Here is a 24,234-nt window from a genome sequence, read left to right as displayed (position 1 = left end):
TTTTAAACGTGCTGATCTAGCAAAATAGCATTTCCATCAGGGTCTAAAAGCATTGCGCTTGCAGGACCTTTGGTGTTATCATCTGCTTCATTTATAAGTGCTATTTCATTATTTTTTAAATGCTTTTGAATATCTCTAACGTCGGTAAAATTATCAACTTTATTTCCGCTTTCATCCCAACCAGGATTAAACGTTATAATGTTACTTTCAAACATGCCTTGAAATAAACCAATTAGAGCGTTTCCGTTTTTCATAATGAGATATTTTTTTTCAATATCACCTGCAAAAACAGTAAATCCTAAATGCTCATAAAATTCTTTTGATTTATAAATGTCTTTTACACTTAAACTAATAGAAAACGCACCTAATATCATAATTTAAAATTTAGAAAAGCAGAAATTAAGCAAGACGTTGGGTTGATGTTAAAGTTAATAAACTTCTCGTTACGATTCTAATTATAAATTGAAATCACTCAAAGTAACAAACTTTTCTTTAATTTTATCTACAATAGTTTGCGCCAATTTTTCATTGCTTTCAACCGTCCAACCAGCAACATGCGGTGATAACAAAACATTTTCTGCTTTTATTAAATATTGAAAAGCTTCAGGCATTTCAGTAGAAAATAAGCTTTCAAAAGATGCTTTTTCATACTCTAAAACATCTAAACCAGCACCTAAAATTTTGCCTGTTTGTAATGCCGAAACCAAATGTTTAGTAACCACACTTTTACCGCGGGCGGTATTTATTAACCAAAACGGTTTTTTAAATGCATTAATAAAATCTGTATTTACCATATTTAACGTTAAAGGTGTTTGTGGTGTGTGCAAACTTAAAACATCAACGTTTTCTTGAAGTTGCTGTAAACTTACCTGTTTTGCGTTTTCGTCGGCTACATGATTTTTAATATCATAGCATAAAACTTCAACATCAAAACCGCGTAATTTTTTTGCAAATGCTTTACCCATATTACCGTAACCAATAAGGCCAACGGTTTTTCCGTCTAACTCAATGCCTCGATTTTCTTCGCGAAGCCATTTACCAGATTTTACTTCGGTATTGGCTTTATTCAATTTATTAAATAATGATAGCAACATGCCTAATGAATGTTCTCCAACAGCATTTCTATTACCTTCGGGTGCAGAAATTAGGTAAACACCTTTTTTTTCAGCATAATCACAATCTATATTTTCTAAACCGGCACCAACTCTACCAATAAATTTAAGGTTTGTTGCAGCATCTAAAAATTGTTTATCAATTGTAAATCTGCTTCTAATAATAATACCATCATATTCTGAAATTTTGCTTTCAACTTCAGCTTTTGATGTGGTATAATCTTCATAATTAGTAAACCCTAAGCTTTGTAATTGATTTATTAAAAGTGGATGATTAGTATCTAAATGAAGAATTTTCATAACTAAAATGTTATATAAATTTAAGGCGATTTTACATCTAAAAAATTAAAACCCTAAAATAAGTTTTGCAATATAAAAGAACAGGAAAATACCAAAAATATCGTTACTTGTTGTAATAAAAGGCCCCGTTGCAATGGCCGGATCAATACCACGTTTATCTAAAATAATGGGCACAAAAGTACCTATTAAAGCCGCAATAATAATTACAGACATCATTGAAATGGCAATAGTCATGCTGAAATTAAATTGCATGTCCATTACATAACCAAAAAGTATTACCAAAATGCCTAAAACGGCACCATTTATAAGGCTTAAACCTACTTCTTTTAACAGCCTGCTTAAAAGGCTACCTTTAACAATATCATTAGCTAAACCTTGTACTATAATAGCGCTAGATTGTACACCTACATTACCGGCCATGGCTGCTATAAGTGGTGTAAAGAAAAAGAGTTCTTTATAACTGTTTAGGGCTTCTTCATAACCTTCCATAATGAACACACTGCCTAAACCGCCAAATAAACCTAAAATTAACCATGGTAAGCGGGCGCGTGTTAATTGCCAAATACTATCATCGGCCTCAACATCTTTTGATATACCTGCTGCTAATTGGTAATCTTTATCTGCTTCTTCTTTTAAAACATCAACAATATCATCAATGGTAATACGGCCTAAAAGCACTTTGTTTTCATCGCTTTCAACTACTGGTATTGCCTCTAAATCATACTTTGCCATAATTTTGGCAACCTCTTCGGCATCTTCGTTTACATTTACATAATCTACGCTAGAAATGTAAATGTCGGCTATTTTTTGTTCGCTTTTAGCGGTAATTAAATCTTTTAATGATAAACGCCCAATTAAACGCTCTTGTTTATCAACTACGTAAATGGAATGTACGCGTTTTACATCTTTGGCTTGCCCACGAATTCTGCGTAAACAACCTGCAACCGTCCATGTTTCATATACTTTTACAAGCTCTTTTGCCATTAATCCACCGGCAACGTCTTCATCATAGGCTAAAAGCTCTGTAATTTCGGCTCTGTGGTCTTCATCTTCAATTTGATCTATTACTGCTTTTTGGCGCTCTTCTGGTAATTCTGCAATCATATCTGCAGCATCATCAGTATCTAACTCTTCAATTTCTTCAGCAATTTCTTTTGCAGATAAATTTTTAAGTACCTTTTCACGGTTGTCTTCGTCAAGTTCCATTAGAATATCTGAAGTTGTTTCAGAATCTAATAGTTTAATAACGTACATGGCCTGGTCTAAATTAAGTTCATCTAGAATTTCGGCAATGTCAGCATAATGGAAGTCATCCATTAAAGCTTTAAGTTCTTTATCTTTTTTAATTTCGATTAGTAACTCAACCTGCTCTAAAAGTTCATCGGTTAACTGAAATTGTATGTTTTCTTTTTCCTCTTGCATATATTTCTGATGAAAATAGAAATCACTTTGTGTGATGTTTATTCTTGATCTTTTTCAATAAGCAGCGTAAGTTCTATAAACGCTTGAACTGGTAATTGCTCTGGCCGCTGGCCAAAGATAGTATTTGCTTTTAAATTATTAGATAAATTGAATGTTTTTAAACTGTTACGAAGTGTTTTTCGGCGTTGTTGAAATGCTTGTTTTACTACTTTAAAAAAAAGGGCTTCATTACATGGCAAGGTAAATTCTTTTTTTCGGGTAAGCCTTAAAACACCAGAATCTACTTTTGGTGGCGGATTAAAAACCGTTGGTGGTACCGTAAACAAATACTCGGCATTATAAAATGCTTGGGTTAAAACTGAAAGAATACCGTAAACTTTACTACCTTCTTTTGAGCAAATACGTTGAGCAACTTCTTTTTGAAACATGCCCGTAAACTCTGGTATTTGATGACGATTTTCTAACGTTTTAAATACTATTTGTGTTGAAATATTATAGGGAAAATTACCTGTAATGGCGTAAGGTTGATTGTTAAAAACTTCAGTTAAATTATATTTAAGAAAGTCTTTTTCTAAAATTCTTGGTGCTAAATTTAGGTAATTAGCTTGCAGGTATTCTACAGATTCTGTATCAATTTCAATAACATATGTTTCAACATCTTTTTGTAATAAATACTTTGTGAGTACGCCCATGCCCGGACCAATTTCTAACACTTTTTTGTAGCCATTTAAGGTGAGAGTATCGGCAATTTTTTTTGCAATATTCTCGTCTTTTAAAAAGTGCTGACCTAAATGTTTTTTTGCTTTTACCGTCATTGGCGTTTGGTTTTTAATTAGGGTTTATGTTCACAAAATACTCGTCTACCATTTCTAACTCTGTTCTAAAAGCTAACATTTTATCGGCAAAGCGTTTTAAGCCATCGGCTCTCAACCGTGGTGCGTCTTGTTTGTAATAATCATTTAAAGCCTCACGTGAATAGGCTCTGTATTGTATAGAATAGGTTATGCCGCCCATGGCTTCTTCAACCAAAACACGTGTTAGTGTGGCTTTATCAAATTTGCCTGTTGCCAGTACTTGCGGTATATGTTCTTTTATCCATACTAACCATTCATCATGAATAGATGCATCTATATTTGCTGTTACGTTATAAATTATCATAATTATAAAAAATTCAAAATTCTTATAAAAAAGCTTTAAAACAATTAGTTTTAGCAACCTTTATTAAAGCACAAAGGTATGGTATTGATTTTGGAATTTGGTTTTTGCCTTTTGGAATTTAGTTTATAGCATCGCCACGTAAGGTTCTGTAACGTTTTCTGGCTTCAATAAAGTAAATACTATCTGCGTGATTAAATATAATTTGCTCATACAGTGTTTTTGCCTTTTCAGGTTGGTTTAGCTGTTTTTCATAAATTTGAGCTAAGTGAAAATAGGCATCGTCAACCAAAATACCATCACTGTAGTTTTTTATGAGATTTTCAAAATTAGCTACCGCTTTTTCTGTTTGGTTTTTATCTTTAAATAATTGCCCCTGTTTAAACAAAGTTTGTGCAATTATTGGCTCGGTTTTATGGTTGTTTAAAATTGTGTTTAAAACGGTTATTGCTTCATCTTTTTTATTTTGAAAGGCCAACAAATCGGCCTTAGCGTACAATTTTAATGCTGTTTGAAGTGAATCTTCGTATTTATTATCTGAAATTAACAACTTTAAATCTAGTGCATCATTGGCTATTAGCTGCGATGTTGAGGATTTTAGAATTTTTAACTGAGACTCTGCCCATTTAAAATCGCCTTTATAATAACTAGCTTTTGCAACCCTAAAACGTGCCTCTTGAGATATGGTACTGTTTTTTAAATTACGTTGTATTTGCGTGTAATAAATAAGCGCTTGATTAAACTTTTCTTGTAACACTAAAATATCACCTAACTGCAATTTTACTTGTGCTTTTTGCATTTGCGAAATAGGTAACTCTAATGTTTTTTCTAAAAAACTAGTGGCTGCTTTGGTATCATTTTTATAAAACGCTAAAAAATGACCGTAAGCTATTTGTAGGTTTAAGGTTTGCGAAAATTTACCAAACTCATCAAAAAGCTCTAAATACTTATTATTTATATCATTATAATTGTTGGTATTGCCTAATTTAGTTTCTAACTGTAATAAGGTGTAATGCGCATTTAGCTTTGTATCTGCATCTTGGGCAGTGGTTATAATGTAGTTAAGTATTTGGGTGGCTATTTCAATATCATTATCATTTACAGCAATTAAAGCAAGTTCTAAAATTCTATCTAAACTTTCGGGTTTACGGTTAAAAATGGCCTTTTCTTGTATAAACGCTTTATTAAAATCTTTTTGCTGTATGAACAACCAGCTTAATAACTGATTCCAAAGCACGTTTGGTTCTTGTTGAAGTTTTTTTAGTAAGGTTTTTCTAAAAAGTGTGTTATTAACATCATCACCACTTTCACCTAAAAATTCATTTATTCTACGTTTAATATCGGGCAAAGCAGCAGGATTTATTTGTGTGAAATTTAAGTAACTATTAAACATTTTTTCAATATGCCCCTGCTCTCCATATAATTGCGCTAACTGTATACTAAAATTATAGCTGCTGTTAAGTTCCATAGCCTTTTCATAAGCTGTAATAGCCTCGTTTAACAAGGCATGGTTTTGAAATGCTCTTGCTACAGCGTATACATGGCTTGGTCTTTCATTTATAAAATTTAAGGCTTCCTGGTAATATTGGTTGGCTTTGTCTAAATTGTTTTTTAATTGAAAATTGTACCCTAACTCTACTAAAAATGCTGGATAATTTTTTTTTGCAATTAGTTTTAATAAAAAAGTTTCAGCCTCATCAAACTGTTCTAATTGCTGATGCGTTTCAATTATTTTATAAATATAGTTGATGTTTGAAGTACTTTGCGCATATAACTTTTGGTATTCATGCAAAGCTTTTTCATAATGCCCTTTTTTAAAATAATTTAAAGCCAAGGTTTCATCTTGTGCAAACAAGCTGGCCGAAAACATTAAAAATAATACCAAAAACAATCTCATGTTGTAAATATAATAAAATGGCATGCTAGTACTTGTAAATATTATTATAAACCTTAAGGTTTAGTTTAGCATTTAAAAACAAAAATGCCCGAAAAATACATTTCGGGCATCCTAACCAACCAAAAATAAATGTTCCATTAACTACCGTTACGTTTAAAAAACAACAGTTTGTTAAGATTCAGGACATTTTAGTTATAAAAATTTTAAAATCTTGGAAATAATTAGCAACTATTTTTTTGCGTAGGCCGTTACGTTATTTTCTGATTTATCAATTTTAAAATCTGAAAATAACACCTTTCCTGCAAAAAATACTAAGGCTATTAAAATGATTATGCGCTTTAAATTTTTCATGGTTAGTAGGTTGATAGATTTGGTATAGCTAACTTCTAAAATAAATATAGAAAGACAAAAAAACCCACTAAAAAATCGTTAAACAGCATGATTAAAATGCATTTCACCGATAAAAACAAAAAAACCCACTAAAAAAGTGAGTTTTTTAAGTCAAAAAGTTTTGATTTTAATTAATTATTTTGAAACCTGTATAAGGCTGTAAAACTTCTGGCACTACAATACCTTCAGCGGTTTGGTAATTTTCTAAAATACCAGCCAACACTCTTGGTAATGCTAATGAGCTGCCGTTTAAAGTGTGAGCCAATTCATTTTTACCTTCGGTATTTTTAAACCTTAACTTTAAACGGTTAGCCTGAAATGTTTCAAAATTAGATACTGATGAAATTTCTAACCATCTGTCTTGTGCTGTTGAAAACACCTCAAAATCATAGGTTAAGGCTGATGTAAACCCTAAATCGCCACCACAAAGTCTTAAAATTCTGTACGGCAATTTAAGTTCTTGTAAAATGGTTTTAACGTGTGCTACCATTCCTTCTAAGGCTTCGTAAGATTTTGTTGGATGCTCTACACGTATAATTTCAACTTTATCAAATTGGTGCAACCTATTTAAACCTCTAACATGTGCGCCATAGCTACCAGCTTCTCGCCTAAAACAAGGTGTGTAACCTGTAATGGTAACTGGTAATTCTGCTTCGTTTAAAACCACATCTCTAAAAATATTGGTTCCTGGTACCTCGGCAGTTGGTATTAAATATAAATTATCGGCGGTTACGTGGTACATTTGCCCTTCTTTATCGGGCAATTGGCCTGTGCCTAAACCAGATGCTTCGTTTACTAAATGAGGTAATTGAAACTCTGTGTAACCTGCTTGGGTGTTTTTATCTAAAAAATAACTAATTAATGCACGTTGTAACCTAGCTCCTTTACCTTTGTACACCGGAAAACCAGCGCCTGCAATTTTATTACCAAGTTCAAAATCTATAATATCATATTTTTTAGCTAATTCCCAGTGCGGTAATGCGCCTTTGTGTAAAACAGGAATATCGCCTTCTTTAAAAACCTCTTCATTATCTTCATCTGTATTTCCTTTAGGCACAATGCTGTTTGGCACATTAGGAATTTTATACAGTAATTCATTTAAAGCATTGGTGGCATTGTTTAAATCTTCGGCTAATTTTTTTGAAGCTTCTTTTAACTGGCCTGTTTTTGCTTTTATTTCATTGGCTTTTTCAACGTTTCCGGACTTATAAAGCATGCCAATTTCTTTTGATAATGCGTTAGATTCTGCTAAGGTATTATCTAATTCTGTTTGAATGCGTCTTCTGTCTTCGTCAAAAGAGATTATTTGGTTTATATCTTGCGTTGCGTCAATGTTTCGTTTAGTTAAACGCTCAATAACCAAATCTTTGTTTTCTCTAATAAAAGGTACTTGTAACATACGTTGAAAAATTTAAGCGACAAATTTAGGAAATTACTAATTTATTTAGTCTTGTTTTGAAGGTAAAATCCAGCTGTTATGCTTAAAAGTATACCAACTGGTGTTTGCTAAATCTATTTCAGAATTTATTAAAGGTTGTAAAGGTTTGCCATTTATACTTACTTTACTGGTTACAAATACTGAAATATGTTGCCCTTCGTTTTTATATTTCTTTTTTAAATATTGTGAAAACTGCCAAATAAAATCTGGCTTTGTACTAGCACTATGTTTTTGTTTTCTTGTTAAATAATCGTTTAAATTAACAATCATAGAGGCTCCTGTATCATTATTTTTAATGCGATACGTTGCGTATCCGCCGCGGCTACGTAGCATCATTCGCCATGATAAACGGTGGCCTTCTTCGGTCCATAAAACATCATCTTTAATAAAATGATGGCGTAATGGTAGTGCTATTTGAATTATAAAATAAATACTAAAAACCGACAATAGAATATTTTTATATGATGGTACTTTTATGATATTATCAGTATAAAATGGTTTCTTTTTTAAAAATAACTGCTGAATAGTTTTTGGCTCAAAAAAGAACAACGAAAATGCTAATGATAAATACGGAAATATGCCTATTTGAAATATAAATGAGTTAAATAAATGAAAGAAAATAGATATTACAAAAACGTACTTTCTGGTTGGTTTAAATAGTAAAAGTGGTATAATTAATCCGTCAAACAAAATACCACCGTAACTTAACACGTAATGTAACCATTTTTGCTGCAGAAAACTGCCCACAACAGGGTAACTTTCTTTAGATTTCATAAGTAATTCTAAAACGCTAGTATTTAACCAATCTGGATATAATTTAGCCACCGAGGCATAGGTGTAAACTATTAAAAGTTGTACAACAAAAACCCATTTACACCATAATGGCATTGAAACGCTTTTTATACTTGGGTTTTGTTTAACATCAAAAGAAGCATAGGTGTTTGCTGGTAAAAAAAACATGATACAACTTAACAACATTAACAAGTAATAATGATTGTTGTATGATGATTTTTGCATAAAATAAGTACCAGCCCACATAAGTGCAAATGCAAACATGCTAAACCTGTATTTGTAGCCAACCATAACAAGTAGCCCAAAAACACCCATAATAATGTAGTAAAAATACATACCATTTCCGGGGAGCGGTTGCAACCATTCAAACCCAATAAAAGAGAATGTAAACTTGGGGTCTATAAGCGTGGTTTTTACCCAACCTGTAAAAACAGCACCAACCGATTCTAAAAAACATAACAGCCCAAATATTATTCTAAAAACTATAAGTGCACTGTTATCAATATGTTTAAATAACCATGTATTAACCATGTTTAGTTGCTATATAATCTTGTGCTACTTGCTTGTCTTTGTTTAATTGTGCTTTTAAAGCTTCAACAGATTCAAATTTTTGTTCATCTCTTAAACGCTTTAAAATTTCAATTTTTACAGATGTATTATAAATATCTTTACTGAAGTTGAAAAAATGTACTTCAATAGTTTCTTTACTACCATTTACAGTTGGGTTTGTACCAATATTCATCATACCATAAACCATATTATTATCAATAGTAGCTTTTACTATGTAAGCGCCTTGTTTTGGTATAAGTTTGTAAGTTTCTTCAATATGTAAATTGGCTGTAGGATAATTTAATTGCCTACCTAAACCTTTGCCTTTAGTTACTGTGCCACTTAGCATATAATTATAACCTAAATATAGGTTGGCTTTTTCTATTTGGCCTTCTACTAATGCTTTTCTAATTTTTGTGGAGCTTACCGCAACATCATCAATGTCTTGTACTGATATTTCTTCAACATTAAAATTGTACTGTTCTCCAAATTTTTTTAAATCGTTAATATCGGCTCTTCTATTTCTTCCAAAACGGTGGTCATAACCAATAATTATTTTTTTAGCATTTAGTTTACCCAATAATAGCTTTACAACAAAATCTTCGGCACTAAGTCTAGAAAATTCATGTGTAAATTCTTTTACAAGTAAGTGGTCTATACCTGCGGCTTCTAAAATACTACGTCTTTCTTCAATAGTATTTATTAATTTAATGTTGGCATCTTTTTGTAATACCATTCTTGGATGCGGAAAAAACGTTAAAATAACCGATTTTAAACCTTCTATTTTACCTGTATTTACAAGCCTATTTATAATTTTTTTGTGGCCAATATGCACACCATCAAACGTACCAATAGTAACTACGGTTGGTTCACTAGATTTGTATGCTGCTATATTTTTTACTTCACTCATTTATAGAGCTTAATTGTTATATTAATTTAAAAAAGCTAGATTTGTTTAAAAAATTGCCCTGTACAACCTTATGAAAACAAAACTACATTATGTTTTTTCAATAGCAATGGTTTTAACAGCATTTTCAGGATTTGCGCAAACATATTCTTGGGAAAAACTAAAAAACATTGAAAACACTTCAACTCTTTCTAAATTAGAAATAAACCAAGATAATGCCCATTTTTTTAGCTTAAACAGAAATCATTTTAACAAAAGTATAGCTAATGTTGCTTTAAGGTTTTCTTCTAAAAAAACACAAAATACAACCATACGCATTCCAGGAATTAACGGCTCTTTAGAAACGTTTACCATTTTTGAAGCGCCAGTTTTTGCACCAGAACTGGCTGCTAAATTCCCTAATATTAAATCATATATTGGTTTTAGTGCAAATAATTCTGGAGCAAGATTACGCATGAGTGTTTCGCCCAATGGTGTGCAAACCATGATTACTTATGCAGATAAACCCAATGTATTTATGCAACCTGTTACAAAAAACTCAAACCAATATGTGTTGTACAGTAAAAATGATCATAAAGGTTTGTCAAATAATTTAGAATGTAAAACCTTTAGTGCTTTAAATAAATTAACAAAATCTAACAATAAAACTTCAAAAATTAATGAAGGTGGCGCTAATAACCAAACACTTCAAAAATTTAGAATAGCTATTTCTGTAACTGGCGAATATACCGCATACCACGGTGGTACTGTAGCCAATGCTTTGGCGGCAATAAACACAACACTAAACAGAGTAAATGAAGTTTTTGAAACCGACATGGCTGTAAGGTTTGAACTTATTGCTAATAATGATGCCATAATTTATACCAATGCTAACACAGATCCATATTCAGAGTCTAACACAGGGGTTGATGGTGCCTGGACATCAGAAATTCAAAATACACTAACAAGTGTTATTGGTGAAGCTAACTACGATATTGGCCATTTATTTGGAGCTTCGGGCGGCGGCGGAAATGCTGGCTGTATTGGTTGTGTTTGTGTAAACAACCAGAAAGGAAGTGCATTCACATCGCCATCAAACAATGTTCCTGAAGGCGATTTATTTGATATTGATTTTGTAGCACATGAAATTGGGCATCAAATGGGTGCCAACCACACATGGGCTTTTGAAAGCGAAGGTACTGGCGTAAACTCTGAACCCGGAAGTGGCTCAACTATAATGGCATATGCAGGTTTAGAGGGAGCAAATAACGTTGAACTAAGTGGCGATGATTATTTTCATTATCACAGTATAAAACAAATTCTTGATAATATTGCTACCAAAAGTTGCCAAACTACTGAAGGTATTGCTAACAACCCACCAAGTGCCAATGCGGGTAATAATTACAGCATACCCAAAAGCACACCTTATGTTTTAAAAGGAAATGCTACTGATGCGGACGGTACCGATAACTTAACTTTTTGCTGGGAACAAATAGACAATGGTGTTACCAATTTTTTAAATTTTGGGCCCTCATTAACCACTGGTTCTATGAACCGATCTTTACCACCAACTAGTAATCCAGATAGGTATATTCCTAATTTTAATAGTGTTTTAGCTGGAAATATTGAACAAACAGACCCTACACTTGGTAGTGATTGGGAAACAGTTGCTAGTGTTGCACGTACTTTAAATTGGGCTTTAACCGTTAGAGACCGTGCACCTAACAATGCCTCTGGCGGACAATCTAGTTACGATACCATGCAAATAACCGTTGAAGATGTTACACCTTTTAGTGTTGAAAACCCCGTGTCTTGGGCTCAAGGTAGCACACAAAATATACAATGGATTGTTGGTGAAACTAACAACGCTACTATTAATTGCCAGAATGTAAATATTCTTTTATCTACTAACGGAGGCACTACGTTTGATACCGTAATAGCAACAAACACACCAAACGACGGTTCTTTTACCTACAATGTTCCTGCAATTGCAGATACTGATAATGCTAGAATTTTAATTGAAGCTGCAGATAATATTTTTTATGATGTATCTGATTTTAATTTTTCAATATCAACAAATCCAGATTTTTTTATTGTAAATGAAACTTTATCACCTATTGAGTGTAACGCTACAAGTGTAACGTATACTTTTAATTATGAAGCTGTAAACGGTTTTAACGAAACCACTACCTTTAGCGCATCAAACAATCCATCAGGTAGCAGCGTTAGTTTTTCACCGGCTAGCATGACAAACTCAGGCAGTGTTACCATGACCATTAACGGACTAAACAATACACCACAAGGTAATTACTCAATCACTGTTATTGGCACATCAAGTTCAATTACTAAAAACACAAGTTTCAATCTGCCTTTTTATAACGGCTTGTGCGAATCTGTTGCCAATACAGAATATAACACTAGCACCACATTTGTGCAATTCAACACCATAAATCAAACATCAGGTAAACCAAATGGCTATAGTGATTATACTAGTATGTCTACAGATATAAACAGAAATGACACTTACAATTTAACAGTTAGGGTAAATACCGATGGTAATTTTACTACCAACACCCGCGTTTGGATAGATTGGAACCAAAACTGTAGTTTTGATGATGCTGGCGAAACATACAATTTAGGCGATGCTACCAATGTGGCTGATGGGCCCACCCAAAATAGTAGCCTACCTATTTTAGTACCAAGCAATGCTTTAATAGGCAATACTATTATGCGTGTGTCTACTAAATTTAAAGATGATGGTTTGCCAACAGCTTGTGAAAATGGTTTTGATGGTGAAGTTGAAGATTATACTATTAATGTGGTTGGCTCAAGTGATTCCTTTGATACATCAATAACCTTAGTAAACTTCAATACTATAAATCAGGCTTCAGGAAAGACATCAAATTACTCAGATTTTACTGATGTTTCAACTACAGTTAATAGAGATTCTGAATATCAACTAACAGTAAATGTTAGCACCGAAAGAAATTTTACAAGCGCAACAAAAGCTTGGATAGATTGGAACCAAGACGCTGCATTTTCAGAAGACGAAGCCTATAATTTGGGCACCGCTACCAATGCCTCAAATACAGCCACAAGCAATTCGCCTTTCACAATACAAATTCCTATTAATGCTGTTTTAGGTAACACTATAATGCGCGTTGCAACTAGTTATGCTGGTGGTTCTGGCACTATTGAGCCTAGTGCAACTAATAATGATGTTGATGGTGAAACTGAAGATTATACCATAAATGTAATACCTACTATGAGTATTGAAAATGGTGGTTTTGAAAATGTTATATTGTACCCAAACCCTAATGATGGTATATTTACAATAAGATTAAACGGCGCACTTTCTCGCCCTATTACTGTTGAAATATTTGATATTAGAAACCGATTTATTTACAAAAAAACCTACAATACAGGTGGTGATTTTGAAGAAAACACGTTACTAAAATATCCGCAAGCAGGTATGTATTTTGTAAATATATCTGATGGTATAAAAAAGGCTACCAAAAAAATTATTGTTAGGTAAAGTAAAAAAATAATGCTTTTATTACTTTCCGTTGAAGGTATTCATGGTGTTGCTTACGCCCGCTAAAACAAATGATTTTATTAACTCGGTAGATTTTTGTAATCGTTCGTTTAATTTACTCATTTCATCATCATTCCATTCACCTAAAACATAATCTACTTGTCTGCCTTTACTAAAAGCATCACTTATACCAAACCTAAAACGGTTGTAAGCAGTTGTATTTAATTTTGCTTGTATATCTTTTAAACCATTATGGCCACCATCACTTCCTTTAGTTTTTAGCCTTAAGCTACCAAAGGGTAAGTTTAAATCATCTGTAATAATTAGTAAATTTTCTAAAGGCACTTTTTCTTTTGTTAGCCAATACAATACTGCTTTTCCGCTTAAATTCATGTATGTGCTTGGTTTTAAAAATATAATGGTACGCCCTTTTAACCTGTATGAGGTGACGTCACCTAATTTATCGGTTTGAAATGTTAAATCTTCATTTTTCGCAAATGCATCTAACACTTTAAAGCCTATGTTGTGGCGTGTGTTTTCATATTTCTCTCCTATATTTCCTAAGCCTACTACTAAAAATTTTTTCATCTCGTTTTGTTCTTCAACAATAAAAGTGCTTTGTCTTTTTTTAAAAAAATTGAAAATTAATTTACACATTACATGTTACAAATTTGTGTAAAAATAAAAAAGCATTCTAAATAAATTAGAATGCCTTTTCTATTAATTGTAAAGTGTTTTTTACTCTTGTGATGCTTCTGCTGCTGGAGCTGCTGCCTCTTCTCCTTCTTCTTCCTCATCTTCAGCAACCGCATTTCTAGAAGTTCTTACCTGACATACAACTGTATTATCTGGGTGCATGAACTTGTAATTATCGCTTGGTAAATCTCCAACATATACTTTACCACCAATTTTTAAAGGTGTAATATCTACTTCAATAAAATCTGGCAAGTTAGCTGGAAGCGCTTTAACACGTAACTTTCTGTTATTTCTTCTTAAAACACCACCATTTTTAACACCCGCAGAATTACCTACTAAATTAACTGGAATAGTTAATGCTATTTCTTTATCTTCAAATAACTGGTAGAAATCTACATGTAAAATTCTATCTGTTACAGGGTGAAATTGAATATCTTGTAATACTGCATTAAAAGTATCACCATTATCTAAAGTAATTACAACTGTATGCGCATTTGGTGTATACACCAAATTAGAGAAGTCTAACTCTTTTGCTGCAAAATGCACTGGTTTGTCTCCTCCGTATAATACGCAAGGAACCTGACCAGCATTACGTAAGGCTTTAGTTGCTTTTTTGCCCACGCTTTCTCTTTGAGATCCGTTGATTGTAATCGATTTCATTTTTCTATTTAAAATTTAATTAATATTCTCTTTTTTTATAATGCTTGTTAAAACATTACATTACAAATGTTGAACTAATAGAGCTATTGTTATGTACTTTTTTCATAACATCGGCAAATAAATCTGCACAACTTAATACTCTAATTTTTTCGCTTTCTTGCGTTAATGGTATAGAGTCTGTTACTATTAATTCTTCTAATTTTGATGCCTTTAAATTATCGTAAGCTTTACCTGATAAAATTGGGTGTGTACAAATGGCTCTTACACTTAAGGCGCCACGTTCCATCATTAAATCGGCTGCTTTTGTTAATGTTCCTGCGGTATCAACCATATCATCAACAAGCACTACATTTTTTCCTGTAACATCACCAATTAATTCCATATGTGAAATTACGTTAGCTTTTGCGCGTTGTTTATAACAAATTACAACATCACTTTTTAATGCTTTTGAATATGAATAAGCTCTTTTTGAGCCACCCATATCTGGTGATGCTATTGTTAAATTATCAAGATTTAAACTTTGCAAATACGGTAAAAATATGGTTGAAGCAAACAAATGATCAACTGGTTTTTCAAAAAAACCTTGTATTTGGTCTGCGTGTAAATCCATTGTAATTATGCGGGTTGCTCCTGCTGCTTCTAACATTTTAGCTACCAATTTTGCTGCAATTGGCACTCTTGGTTTATCTTTTCTGTCTTGTCTTGCCCAACCAAAATACGGCATAACCGCTGTAATATGTCTTGCTGAGGCACGTTTAGCAGCATCTATCATTAACAACATTTCCATAAGGTTTTGTGGCCCCGGATTTGTTGAACCTATTATAAATATTCTGGCGCCACGAATAGATTCTTCATATGATGGTTGAAATTCACCATCACTATATGTAGAGGTTATTACGTTACCTAAATCTTCGCCAAAAGCCTTAGCTATTTTCTTACCAAGAACTTCGCTTTGTGTACAGGCAAATATTTTGGCTTCGGTATTTACAGTAGGCATAGTTAATGTGTTGTTTTATAGTGTTTAAGCTACCCGTTTTTTAACGAGGTGCAAATTTATACATTTATTTTAACCTATACGGCATTATACCTATAATTTTTGTGGTTAATATTGAAAAAAAAACTATTTTTGCTCTCCTTAAACGCTCAAGTGGCGGAATTGGTAGACGCGCTGGATTCAAAATCCAGTTTCTTCGGAAGTGTGGGTTCGATTCCCACCTTGAGTACAAACTAAAAAAAGCTTCATTTTTATAATGAAGCTTTTCATTTTTAGTAATATCAATTAAAATTTACTTAAAGGTTTAAGTTGTGTTAAACAACAACAAAGCCATAAAACTAATTTTAACAAAACCACTTGTTTTACTATAGTTTCCAAGCTTCAAGTTTCTTCAAAGCTAAGTTTAAGCTCAAAAGCATACAACCGTATTCAAAAGGTTACTAAAACATTTTTGTTAAATAATTGCCAATAAATAAATACTTTTAGATTTACAAAAACCATGATTAAACCAAACCTCAACAGGTTTAATTTACCAACTAAACACTAAATTTTGTATTACATAGGATTAGATATTGGCAGCTCTTCTGTAAAGGTGGCGCTAGTAAATGCTGCTACAGGCAAAAACATATTAAGTTTAAACGAGCCTGAGAATGAAATGGAAATTTTGGCACTACAAAATGATTGGGCAGAACAAGACCCCAATATGTGGTGGCAATATGCTTGTAAAGCCATAAAACGTGTTATTACCGAAACAAGTATTAACGCCTCAAAAATATCAGGCATTGGTATTTCTTACCAAATGCATGGTTTAGTTATTGTTGATGAAAATGGAAATTCGCTTAGAAATTCTATCATTTGGTGCGATAGTAGGGCCGTTGCCATTGGAGACGCTGCCCATAAAGATTTAGGCGAAGATTTTTGTGCTGAACATTTACTAAATTCTCCTGGAAATTTTACCGCTTCAAAATTAAAATGGGTAAAAGACAATGAGCCTGAGATTTACAAGAAAATTTATAAATACATGTTGCCTGGTGACTATATAGCTTATAAACTAACAGGCAATATTGTTACCACAAAAAACAGTTTATCTGAAGGTATTTTATGGGATTATAAAAATGATTCATTAGCTGAATCTTTGTTAAACTATTATGGTATTGATAAAAATTTAACTCCAACAATAGTTGAGAATTTCACCAACCAAGGTGAAACTAACAAAAAAGCTTTTGAAGATACAGGAATTCCTGAAGGCGTACCCGTTAATTACAGATCTGGAGACCAACCAAACAACGCACTATCATTAAACATTTTCAACAATGGCGAAGTTGCTGCTACTGGTGGCACATCGGGTGTATTGTATGCGGTTTCAAACACCTTAAAATCTAAAGAATCTTCAAGAATTAATCATTTTACACACGTAAATTACACTAAAAATAACACTACTGTTGGTAAGCTTTTATGCATTAACGGTTGCGGTATTATGTACCGCTGGCTCAAAGATAATATTGGCATAAATTCATACGAAGCCATGAACAAAAAAGCTGCTGAGGTAGCTATTGGCTCTAATGGCGTTGCCGTTATTCCCTTTGGAAATGGTGCTGAGCGCATGTTAAACAACAAAAATGTAGGTGCCCATTTTTTAAACTTCAACCTAAACCTTCATAACAACGCCCATTTATGTAGAGCAGCTTTAGAAGGTATTGCCTTTGCTTTTGTTTACGGCATGGAAATTTTAAAAAATGATAATGCTGAAATTAATGTAATTAGAGCGGGTAATGATAATTTATTTAGAGCCGAAATTTTCTCAAAAACCGTAGCCACTCTAATTGGTCATGACATTGAAATTTACAACACCACAGGTGCTGTTGGTGCTGCAAGAGCTGCAGGTTTAACCGATGGTGATTTTGAAAAATTTGGTACTAATATTACTAATAATGATTATGTAATGACCTATAAACCTTCTGAAAACAAAGCGCCATATCTAGAGGCTTACGAAAACTGGAAAAAAGAATTAGAAATTATATTAAAGAATAAATAACAATGGAATACTTTAAAGGCATTAATGCTATTAAATACGAAGGAAAAGAATCTGATAACCCTTTAGCGTTTAAATATTATAATCCAGACCAAATTGTGGCTGGAAAAACAATGCGTGAGCATTTCAAATTTGCCATTGCTTACTGGCATACATTCTGCGGGCAAGGTGCAGACCCATTTGGTCCTGGAACACAAAATTTTGCTTGGGATCAGGCTTCAGACCCTATTCAAGCGGCTAAAGACAAAGCTGATGCTGCTTTTGAATTCATTTCTAAAATGGGATTTGATTATTTCTGTTTTCATGATTTTGATTTAGTACAAGAGGCTCCAACTTTAGCTGAGTCTGAAAAAAGACTTCAAACTATTGTTGAATATATTAAAGAAAAACAAGCCGAAACTGGTAAAAAATTACTTTGGGGTACAGCCAATTGCTTCTCTAACCCAAGATATATGAATGGTGCTGCTACCAACCCAGATTTTAATGTGGTGGCTAGAGCAGGCGCACAGGTAAAATTAGCTTTAGATGCTACAATTGCCTTAAACGGTGAAAACTATGTGTTTTGGGGCGGAAGAGAAGGCTACATGTCGCTTTTAAACACCGATATGAAACGCGAACTAGACCACATGGCGCAATTTTTAACCGTTGCTAAAGATTATGCTCGTAGCCAAGGGTTTAATGGTACATTTTTTATTGAACCAAAACCAATGGAACCAATGAAACACCAGTATGATTTTGATGCTGCTACGGCTATCGGGTTCTTAAAAGAATATGGCTTAGATAAAGATTTCAAAATGAATATTGAAGTTAACCACGCTACATTGGCACAACATACCTTTCAACATGAATTAGAAGTTTCGGCAGCAGCTGGAATGTTAGGAAGTATTGATGCTAACCGCGGTGATTACCAAAACGGTTGGGATACAGACCAGTTCCCAAATAATATTCAAGAAACTACCGAGGCTATGTTGGTATTCCTAAAAGCAGGTGGTTTACAAGGCGGTGGTGTTAATTTTGATGCTAAAATTAGAAGAAACTCAACAGATTTAGAAGATGTTTTCTTAGCTCATATTGGTGGTGCAGATACCTTTGCTCGTGCTTTAATTACTGCAGATAAAATAATTTCTTCTTCTCAATACAACAACTTAAGAACTAAAAGATATAGCTCTTTTGATTCTGGTAAAGGAAAAGATTTTGAAGCCGGAAAATTAGACTTAAAAACGCTTTTTGATGTTGCCAAAGAAAATGGTGAATTACCATTAACTAGTGGTAAACAAGAGTTATTTGAAAACATTATTAACCAATACATTTAATTATGAGCACAGTATTAGAAGGTTTAGATTGGGTAGTTTTAGGTATTTACTTTTTAGCACTTGTTGGAGTTGCTGTTTGGGTAGTATTACAAAAAAACAAAAACACCGAAGATTATTTTTTAGCCGGAAGAAATGTGGGTTGGTTTGTAATTGGTGCCTCTATTTTTGCCTCTAATATTGGTTCTGAACATGTTGTTGGTCTTGCAGGTACAGGATTTGAATCTGGAACACCCATGGCCCACTACGAACTTCATGCTTGGATAGTTTTACTTCTTGGTTGGTTATTCTTGCCATTTTATATTAGAAGTGGGGCTTTTACCATGCCAGAATTTCTTGAGAAACGATTTGACGCACGTTCACGTTGGTTCTTATCTGTTTTCTCTTTAGTTGCTTATGTGTTAACAAAAGTATCGGTAACCATATATGCCGGTGGTATTGTGGTTTCTGAATTATTAGGAATTCCATTTTGGTATGGCGCTATAGGCATTGTAGTTTTTACAGGTATTTATACTGTAGTTGGTGGAATGAAAGCTGTAATTTACACAGAAACTTTACAAACGGTTATACTAATTCTAGGCTCTATAATTATCACCTTTTTAGGATTACAAGAAGTTGGTGGATGGGGGCAATTACGTGAAACTGTAACATCTGTAAGTCCAGATCATTTTAATATGTGGCGCCCTATGAGCGATCCGCAATTTCCATGGACAGGGCTTCTTATTGGAGGAACTATTGTAGGTATCTGGTATTGGTGTACAGACCAATATATTGTACAACGAACCTTAGCAGCTAACAACATAAAAATTGGTAGACGCGGTGCTATTTTTGGTGCTTATTTAAAATTACTACCTATTTTAATTTTCTTAATACCTGGTATTATCGCATTCGCTTTATCTATTCAAAATCCTGAAATGTTTTCTGTTGAAAAAGCAGATAGAGCGTTCCCTATGCTTGTAAAAACACTTTTACCAGTTGGTTTAAAAGGTTTAGTAGCTGGTGGTTTAATGGCTGCTTTAATGAGTTCGTTAGCATCGGTATTTAACTCATGTTCTACAATTTTCACAATAGATATTTATAAAAAATTAAAACCAAACATGACCGAAGCTAAATTGGTTAAAATTGGACAAATTGCTACTGGTTTTATTGTTATCTTAGGAATTATTTGGATTCCTATAATGGAAAAAATTGGTGGAGGTGTTATGTATCAATACCTTCAAAATGTACAATCATACATTGCACCGCCAGTAACAGCAGTTTTCCTTTTAGGTATTATTTGGAAACGTGTAAATGCCAAGGCTGCAATTACAACACTTTTAGCTGGCTTATTTTTATTAATTCTGCGTTTAGGTTCCGAAATTTATTTTCAACCGCAAATTGCTGCTGGAGAAGAATTGAGCAATATTATGTATGGTTTTGCCACTATTAACTTTGCTCATATGGCCATATTTATGTTTATATTTTCTGTGATACTTTGTATAACGGTAAGTTTAGCAACAAACGCTCCAGATTATAAGGCTATTGTTGGCTTATCTTTTGGCACACTTACTGAAGAACAGAAACAAGAAAACAAAGGAAGTTATGACACAATTGACATTGTGTTATCTATAATATTAGTTATTCTGGTAATTGGCGTTTTAAGCTATTTTACAGGGTAATTATTTTTTGTTAATTAAGTTTTTTAAAAAGCCCTGTTAGTATTATTCTAGTAGGGCTTTTTATTATTTACATTAATTTTTTTGTGCTCTGGCGTTCAATTAAACTGGTTTTAACCACTTTGGTTTCAAAAGGCATTTCAGTGGTGCTTTCTAATCTTTTTATTAGCATTGTTGCTGCTGTTTCGCCAATATATTTAGCATGCTGACTAATAGTTGTTATTTTAGGTGATACATATTGTGGTAATGGCCCATTAGTAAAACAGATAATAGATAAATTTTCTGGTATTTGGTATTTCATACGTTTTACCAATTCTAATGATTGTACGGCGCTGCTTTCTTCTAAACACAACAACCCATCAATAGTTTTATCGGCTAGAACAATTTTCATGGCAGTTTCAAAATCTTCATTTTTACCAATTTTCACAATAAGTTTAGGGTCAACAGCTATATTATTTTCAATTAGTGCTTGTTCATAACCTTGCGCTCTTAGTTTCCCTACGCTTAAATTATCAATTACAGATATTAAAGCAATACGCTTGCAACCAGTTTTTATTAAATGGTTGGTAGCATGACGCGCACCTTCAAAATCATCAACAATAACTTTATCGCATGCAATTTCATCTGTAACACGGTCAAACATTACCAAAGGCACGCCTTCATTTATTGCATTTTTTAAATGCTGATATTGCTCTTTTTCTTGTGTTTCTTCGGCTAAAGAAATTATAAAACCATCTAACGTGCCATTTTTTAAAAGCTCCATAGTTTTAAGTTCTTTTTCATGTGATTCATTTGAAATACACGAAATTAAACTATAACCTTTTTCAGCAGCTTTTTCCTCAATACCTACAAATACTTTGGCAAAAAAGTTATTCATAATATTGGGTATAATTACGCCAATGGTTTTTGTTTTTTTATTAAGTAAACTAAGGGCTACGCTATTGGGCTTATAGTTATGAGCCATGGCGTATTCTTGTATTTTTTCTTTAGTTTTAGCACTAATTTCATAGCTATCATTTAATGCTTTTGATACCGTTGCTATAGATACTTCAAACTCATTAGCTATATGCTTAAGTGTAATGCGCTTCTTCATTTTTAAAACAGAAAATTAGGCTAATTTAGGTATTTATTAAATTTATTTATTACTTATGCTTAGTATTTTATGCGCTTTACTTGTTTTAATTACCTTTGTAGAACTTAATACACACGTTTATGATTTATTCAATGACAGGTTACGGAAAATCTGTTTTGCAACTGCCTACCAAAAAAATAACTATAGAGTTAAAATCTCTAAACAGTAAAAATCTTGATTTAAACGCAAGAATGCCTTCTATTTATAGAGAAAAAGAATTAGCCATTAGAAAACAATTGGCCAATGCTTTGGTACGCGGAAAAATAGATTTTTCTATATATGTTGAAGTTACAGGTGAAGACTCATCATCTCAAATTAACAAACCCGTAGTAACCCAATATATAAATCAGTTAAAAGACATTGTTGATGGCGATACCACTGAGCTACTAAAAATGGCGGTTAGATTTCCCGATGCTTTAAACACCGTTAGAGAAGAAATTGACGACAACGAATGGAAAGCCATACAAACCGAAATTAACAGCGCCGTTACCAAACTAACATCTTACAGGTTAGATGAAGGAAGTGTTTTAGAAGCAGACTTTATAAAACGTATTAAAACTATTGAAGACATTCTAGAAAAAGTAATAGAAATGGATCCGCAACGCGTTGAAGCCGTTAGAGAACGCTTACTAAAAGGTGTTGAAGAATTAAAAGAAAAATACGACGAAAACCGTTTTGAACAAGAACTAGTATATTACATTGAAAAATTTGATATTACCGAAGAAAAAGTACGTTTAAAAAACCACTTAAACTATTTTATTGAAACCTTAAAAACTAAAGATTCTAACGGAAAAAAATTAGGATTTATTGGGCAAGAAATAGGTAGAGAAATAAACACCATTGGCTCTAAAAGTAATTACGCACCAATGCAACAATTGGTTGTACAAATGAAAGATGAACTTGAAAAAATTAAAGAACAACTATTAAATGTGCTTTAATTTGCAGTAAACATAAACCTAATTCAAACTTCATTCAATTCAAAAAAACTAACTTTTGGAAAACAACACAAAAAAACAAGGTAAACTCATAGTATTTTCGGCACCATCAGGATCTGGAAAAACAACCATCGTTAGGCATTTATTAAGCAAATCCGAATTAAATTTAGAATTTTCAATATCTGCAACCTCTCGTGATAAACGTGGCACCGAGGTTGATGGTAAAGATTATTATTTTCTTTCGGCAAAAGATTTTAAAACAAAAATTAAAAACGAAGAGTTTTTAGAGTGGGAAGAAGTGTATAGAGATAACTTTTACGGCACTTTAAAAACTGAAGTAGAGCGTATTTGGGCCATGGGTAAACATGTTATTTTTGATATTGATGTATCTGGTGGCCTACGTATAAAACGTAAATACCCTGAACAAACTTTAGCCATTTTTGTAAAACCACCAAGTATTGATGAGCTTAAAATTAGACTTAAAAAACGACAAACAGAAAGTGCTGAAAAAATAAGTATGCGCGTTGCAAAAGCATCGGCAGAATTAGCAACAGCGCCTTTGTTTGATGAAATTGTGGTGAACGATAATTTAGAAAACGCCTTTAAAGATGCCGAAGCTTTGGTAAGCAAATTTATAAACTCTTAGTTATGAAAATTGGGTTATACTTTGGGTCTTTTAATCCCATTCATATTGGGCATTTAGTTATAGCCAACCATATGGCTGAATATAGTAATTTAGATGAAATTTGGTTTGTAGTAACGCCACACAATCCGTTTAAAAAGAAAAGCTCATTACTTGATAATTACCAACGTTTAGAACTTGTATTTAGGGCTACCGAAGACTACCCAAAACTAAAACCCAGTGATATTGAGTTTAACCTACCACAACCAAACTACACCATTAATACTTTAGCGCATTTAGAAGATAAATACCCGCAGCATCAATTTAGTTTAATTATGGGTGAAGACAATTTAAACCATTTTCATAAATGGAAAAATGCCAATGTTATTCTAGAAAATTACAATATTTACGTATACCCAAGAATTTCAAAAGATAACGCAACCTCACAATATAACAACCACCCAAAAATTCAAATGATAGATGCCCCAATCATGGAAATATCTTCAACTTTTATACGCAACGCCATAAAAAATGGCAAAAATGTACAACCACTATTATCAAAATCTGTTTGGACGTATTTAGATGAAATGAATTTTTACAAATAGTAAAATTTTAAAAACACCTTAAAAGTATGAAAGAATTTTTTTCAAACTTAATAATTAAAACATGTTTTTAAACCGAAAAAATAGTATTTTAGCTAAAGTAATCTAGAGTTCAGCACA

Annotated in this window: 21 protein-coding genes and 1 tRNA gene; 8 read left to right on the top strand and 14 right to left on the bottom strand. The window is 32.9% G+C overall.

All coding sequences use genetic code 11. The features are described 5' to 3' along the window. Nucleotides 1-2 precede the first annotated feature (2 nt). From ACYX4H_RS06445 to ACYX4H_RS06400, 10 genes are all read right to left on the bottom strand, one after another. Nucleotides 3-374: a VOC family protein gene (locus ACYX4H_RS06445; RefSeq protein WP_476238393.1), complete on the bottom strand. Its 372-nt coding sequence runs from the start codon at nt 372-374 to the stop codon at nt 3-5. Between the two features lie 81 nt (nt 375-455). After that, entirely contained in the window at nt 456-1,412 is a 957-nt protein-coding gene (locus ACYX4H_RS06440) for a 2-hydroxyacid dehydrogenase (RefSeq protein ID WP_476238391.1), read from the bottom strand. A 45-nt stretch (nt 1,413-1,457) separates the two neighbouring features. Then, nucleotides 1,458-2,834 (bottom strand): magnesium transporter, encoded by a 1,377-nt coding sequence (mgtE, locus tag ACYX4H_RS06435; protein WP_476238390.1) that lies wholly within the window; start codon nt 2,832-2,834, stop codon nt 1,458-1,460. A 38-nt stretch (nt 2,835-2,872) separates the two neighbouring features. Next, a complete protein-coding gene (rsmA, locus tag ACYX4H_RS06430) occupies nt 2,873-3,649 on the bottom strand; it encodes a 16S rRNA (adenine(1518)-N(6)/adenine(1519)-N(6))-dimethyltransferase RsmA (protein WP_475294860.1) in 777 nt (258 codons plus the stop codon). A gap of 13 nt (nt 3,650-3,662) precedes the next feature. Continuing rightward, nucleotides 3,663-3,992 carry a DUF4286 family protein gene (locus ACYX4H_RS06425; protein WP_475294861.1) on the bottom strand — a complete coding sequence of 110 codons (330 nt, stop codon included), beginning with the start codon at nt 3,990-3,992 and terminating at the stop codon, nt 3,663-3,665. A gap of 118 nt (nt 3,993-4,110) precedes the next feature. Then, nucleotides 4,111-5,886: a tetratricopeptide repeat protein gene (locus ACYX4H_RS06420; RefSeq protein WP_476238389.1), complete on the bottom strand. Its 1,776-nt coding sequence runs from the start codon at nt 5,884-5,886 to the stop codon at nt 4,111-4,113. A 228-nt stretch (nt 5,887-6,114) separates the two neighbouring features. Beyond that, nucleotides 6,115-6,237 carry a hypothetical protein gene (locus tag ACYX4H_RS06415; RefSeq protein ID WP_475294863.1) on the bottom strand — a complete coding sequence of 41 codons (123 nt, stop codon included), beginning with the start codon at nt 6,235-6,237 and terminating at the stop codon, nt 6,115-6,117. Nucleotides 6,238-6,403: 166 nt separating this feature from the next. Beyond that, nucleotides 6,404-7,675: a serine--tRNA ligase gene (gene serS / locus ACYX4H_RS06410; RefSeq protein WP_476238387.1), complete on the bottom strand. Its 1,272-nt coding sequence runs from the start codon at nt 7,673-7,675 to the stop codon at nt 6,404-6,406. Between the two features lie 45 nt (nt 7,676-7,720). Continuing rightward, nucleotides 7,721-9,037 (bottom strand): HTTM domain-containing protein, encoded by a 1,317-nt coding sequence (locus tag ACYX4H_RS06405; protein WP_476238386.1) that lies wholly within the window; start codon nt 9,035-9,037, stop codon nt 7,721-7,723. After that, nucleotides 9,030-9,965 (bottom strand): bifunctional riboflavin kinase/FAD synthetase, encoded by a 936-nt coding sequence (locus ACYX4H_RS06400; protein WP_476238385.1) that lies wholly within the window; start codon nt 9,963-9,965, stop codon nt 9,030-9,032. The genes ACYX4H_RS06405 and ACYX4H_RS06400 overlap by 8 nt, the downstream gene beginning before the upstream one ends. Before the next feature lie 70 nt (nt 9,966-10,035). Between ACYX4H_RS06400 and ACYX4H_RS06395 the strand changes: the two genes are divergently transcribed. Beyond that, nucleotides 10,036-13,476: a reprolysin-like metallopeptidase gene (locus ACYX4H_RS06395; protein ID WP_476238384.1), complete on the top strand. Its 3,441-nt coding sequence runs from the start codon at nt 10,036-10,038 to the stop codon at nt 13,474-13,476. Nucleotides 13,477-13,497: 21 nt separating this feature from the next. Here ACYX4H_RS06395 and pth read toward each other — a convergent pair whose 3' ends face one another. The 3 genes from pth to ACYX4H_RS06380 all read right to left on the bottom strand — a co-directional run bounded on the left by pth (nt 13,498) and on the right by ACYX4H_RS06380 (nt 15,829). After that, a complete protein-coding gene (pth, locus tag ACYX4H_RS06390) occupies nt 13,498-14,064 on the bottom strand; it encodes an aminoacyl-tRNA hydrolase (protein ID WP_475294868.1) in 567 nt (188 codons plus the stop codon). Between the two features lie 150 nt (nt 14,065-14,214). Beyond that, complete coding sequence (locus ACYX4H_RS06385; protein ID WP_476238383.1) at nt 14,215-14,832, bottom strand: 50S ribosomal protein L25/general stress protein Ctc; 618 nt, start codon at nt 14,830-14,832, stop codon at nt 14,215-14,217. Nucleotides 14,833-14,887: 55 nt separating this feature from the next. Further along, nucleotides 14,888-15,829 carry a ribose-phosphate pyrophosphokinase gene (locus ACYX4H_RS06380; protein WP_475294870.1) on the bottom strand — a complete coding sequence of 314 codons (942 nt, stop codon included), beginning with the start codon at nt 15,827-15,829 and terminating at the stop codon, nt 14,888-14,890. A 144-nt stretch (nt 15,830-15,973) separates the two neighbouring features. Here ACYX4H_RS06380 and ACYX4H_RS06375 point away from each other — a divergent pair. The 4 genes from ACYX4H_RS06375 to ACYX4H_RS06360 all read left to right on the top strand — a co-directional run bounded on the left by ACYX4H_RS06375 (nt 15,974) and on the right by ACYX4H_RS06360 (nt 20,826). Continuing rightward, nucleotides 15,974-16,055, top strand: a tRNA-Leu gene (locus ACYX4H_RS06375). A gap of 321 nt (nt 16,056-16,376) precedes the next feature. Next, on the top strand, nt 16,377-17,861 hold the full coding sequence (locus tag ACYX4H_RS06370; protein ID WP_476238381.1) for a xylulokinase: 1,485 nt from the start codon (nt 16,377-16,379) through the stop codon (nt 17,859-17,861). A gap of 2 nt (nt 17,862-17,863) precedes the next feature. After that, nucleotides 17,864-19,171: a xylose isomerase gene (gene xylA, locus ACYX4H_RS06365; RefSeq protein ID WP_476238380.1), complete on the top strand. Its 1,308-nt coding sequence runs from the start codon at nt 17,864-17,866 to the stop codon at nt 19,169-19,171. A gap of 2 nt (nt 19,172-19,173) precedes the next feature. Beyond that, nucleotides 19,174-20,826, top strand: coding sequence for a sodium:solute symporter (locus ACYX4H_RS06360; protein WP_475294873.1), 1,653 nt, complete (start codon nt 19,174-19,176; stop codon nt 20,824-20,826). Nucleotides 20,827-20,893: 67 nt separating this feature from the next. Here ACYX4H_RS06360 and ACYX4H_RS06355 read toward each other — a convergent pair whose 3' ends face one another. Then, nucleotides 20,894-21,916 (bottom strand): LacI family DNA-binding transcriptional regulator, encoded by a 1,023-nt coding sequence (locus ACYX4H_RS06355; protein ID WP_475294874.1) that lies wholly within the window; start codon nt 21,914-21,916, stop codon nt 20,894-20,896. 119 nt (nt 21,917-22,035) lie between these two features. Between ACYX4H_RS06355 and ACYX4H_RS06350 the strand changes: the two genes are divergently transcribed. The 3 genes from ACYX4H_RS06350 to nadD are packed head-to-tail and all read left to right on the top strand — an operon-like array spanning nt 22,036 to nt 24,117. Continuing rightward, a complete protein-coding gene (locus ACYX4H_RS06350) occupies nt 22,036-22,893 on the top strand; it encodes a YicC/YloC family endoribonuclease (protein WP_475294875.1) in 858 nt (285 codons plus the stop codon). Between the two features lie 55 nt (nt 22,894-22,948). Then, entirely contained in the window at nt 22,949-23,536 is a 588-nt protein-coding gene (gene gmk, locus ACYX4H_RS06345) for a guanylate kinase (RefSeq protein ID WP_476238379.1), read from the top strand. A 2-nt stretch (nt 23,537-23,538) separates the two neighbouring features. Beyond that, entirely contained in the window at nt 23,539-24,117 is a 579-nt protein-coding gene (nadD, locus tag ACYX4H_RS06340; RefSeq protein ID WP_476238377.1) for a nicotinate (nicotinamide) nucleotide adenylyltransferase, read from the top strand. Nucleotides 24,118-24,234 lie beyond the last annotated feature (117 nt).

Source organism: Seonamhaeicola sp. ABD4_340, assembly GCF_056312135.1.
This window is presented reverse-complemented; position numbering and strand designations above follow the sequence as displayed.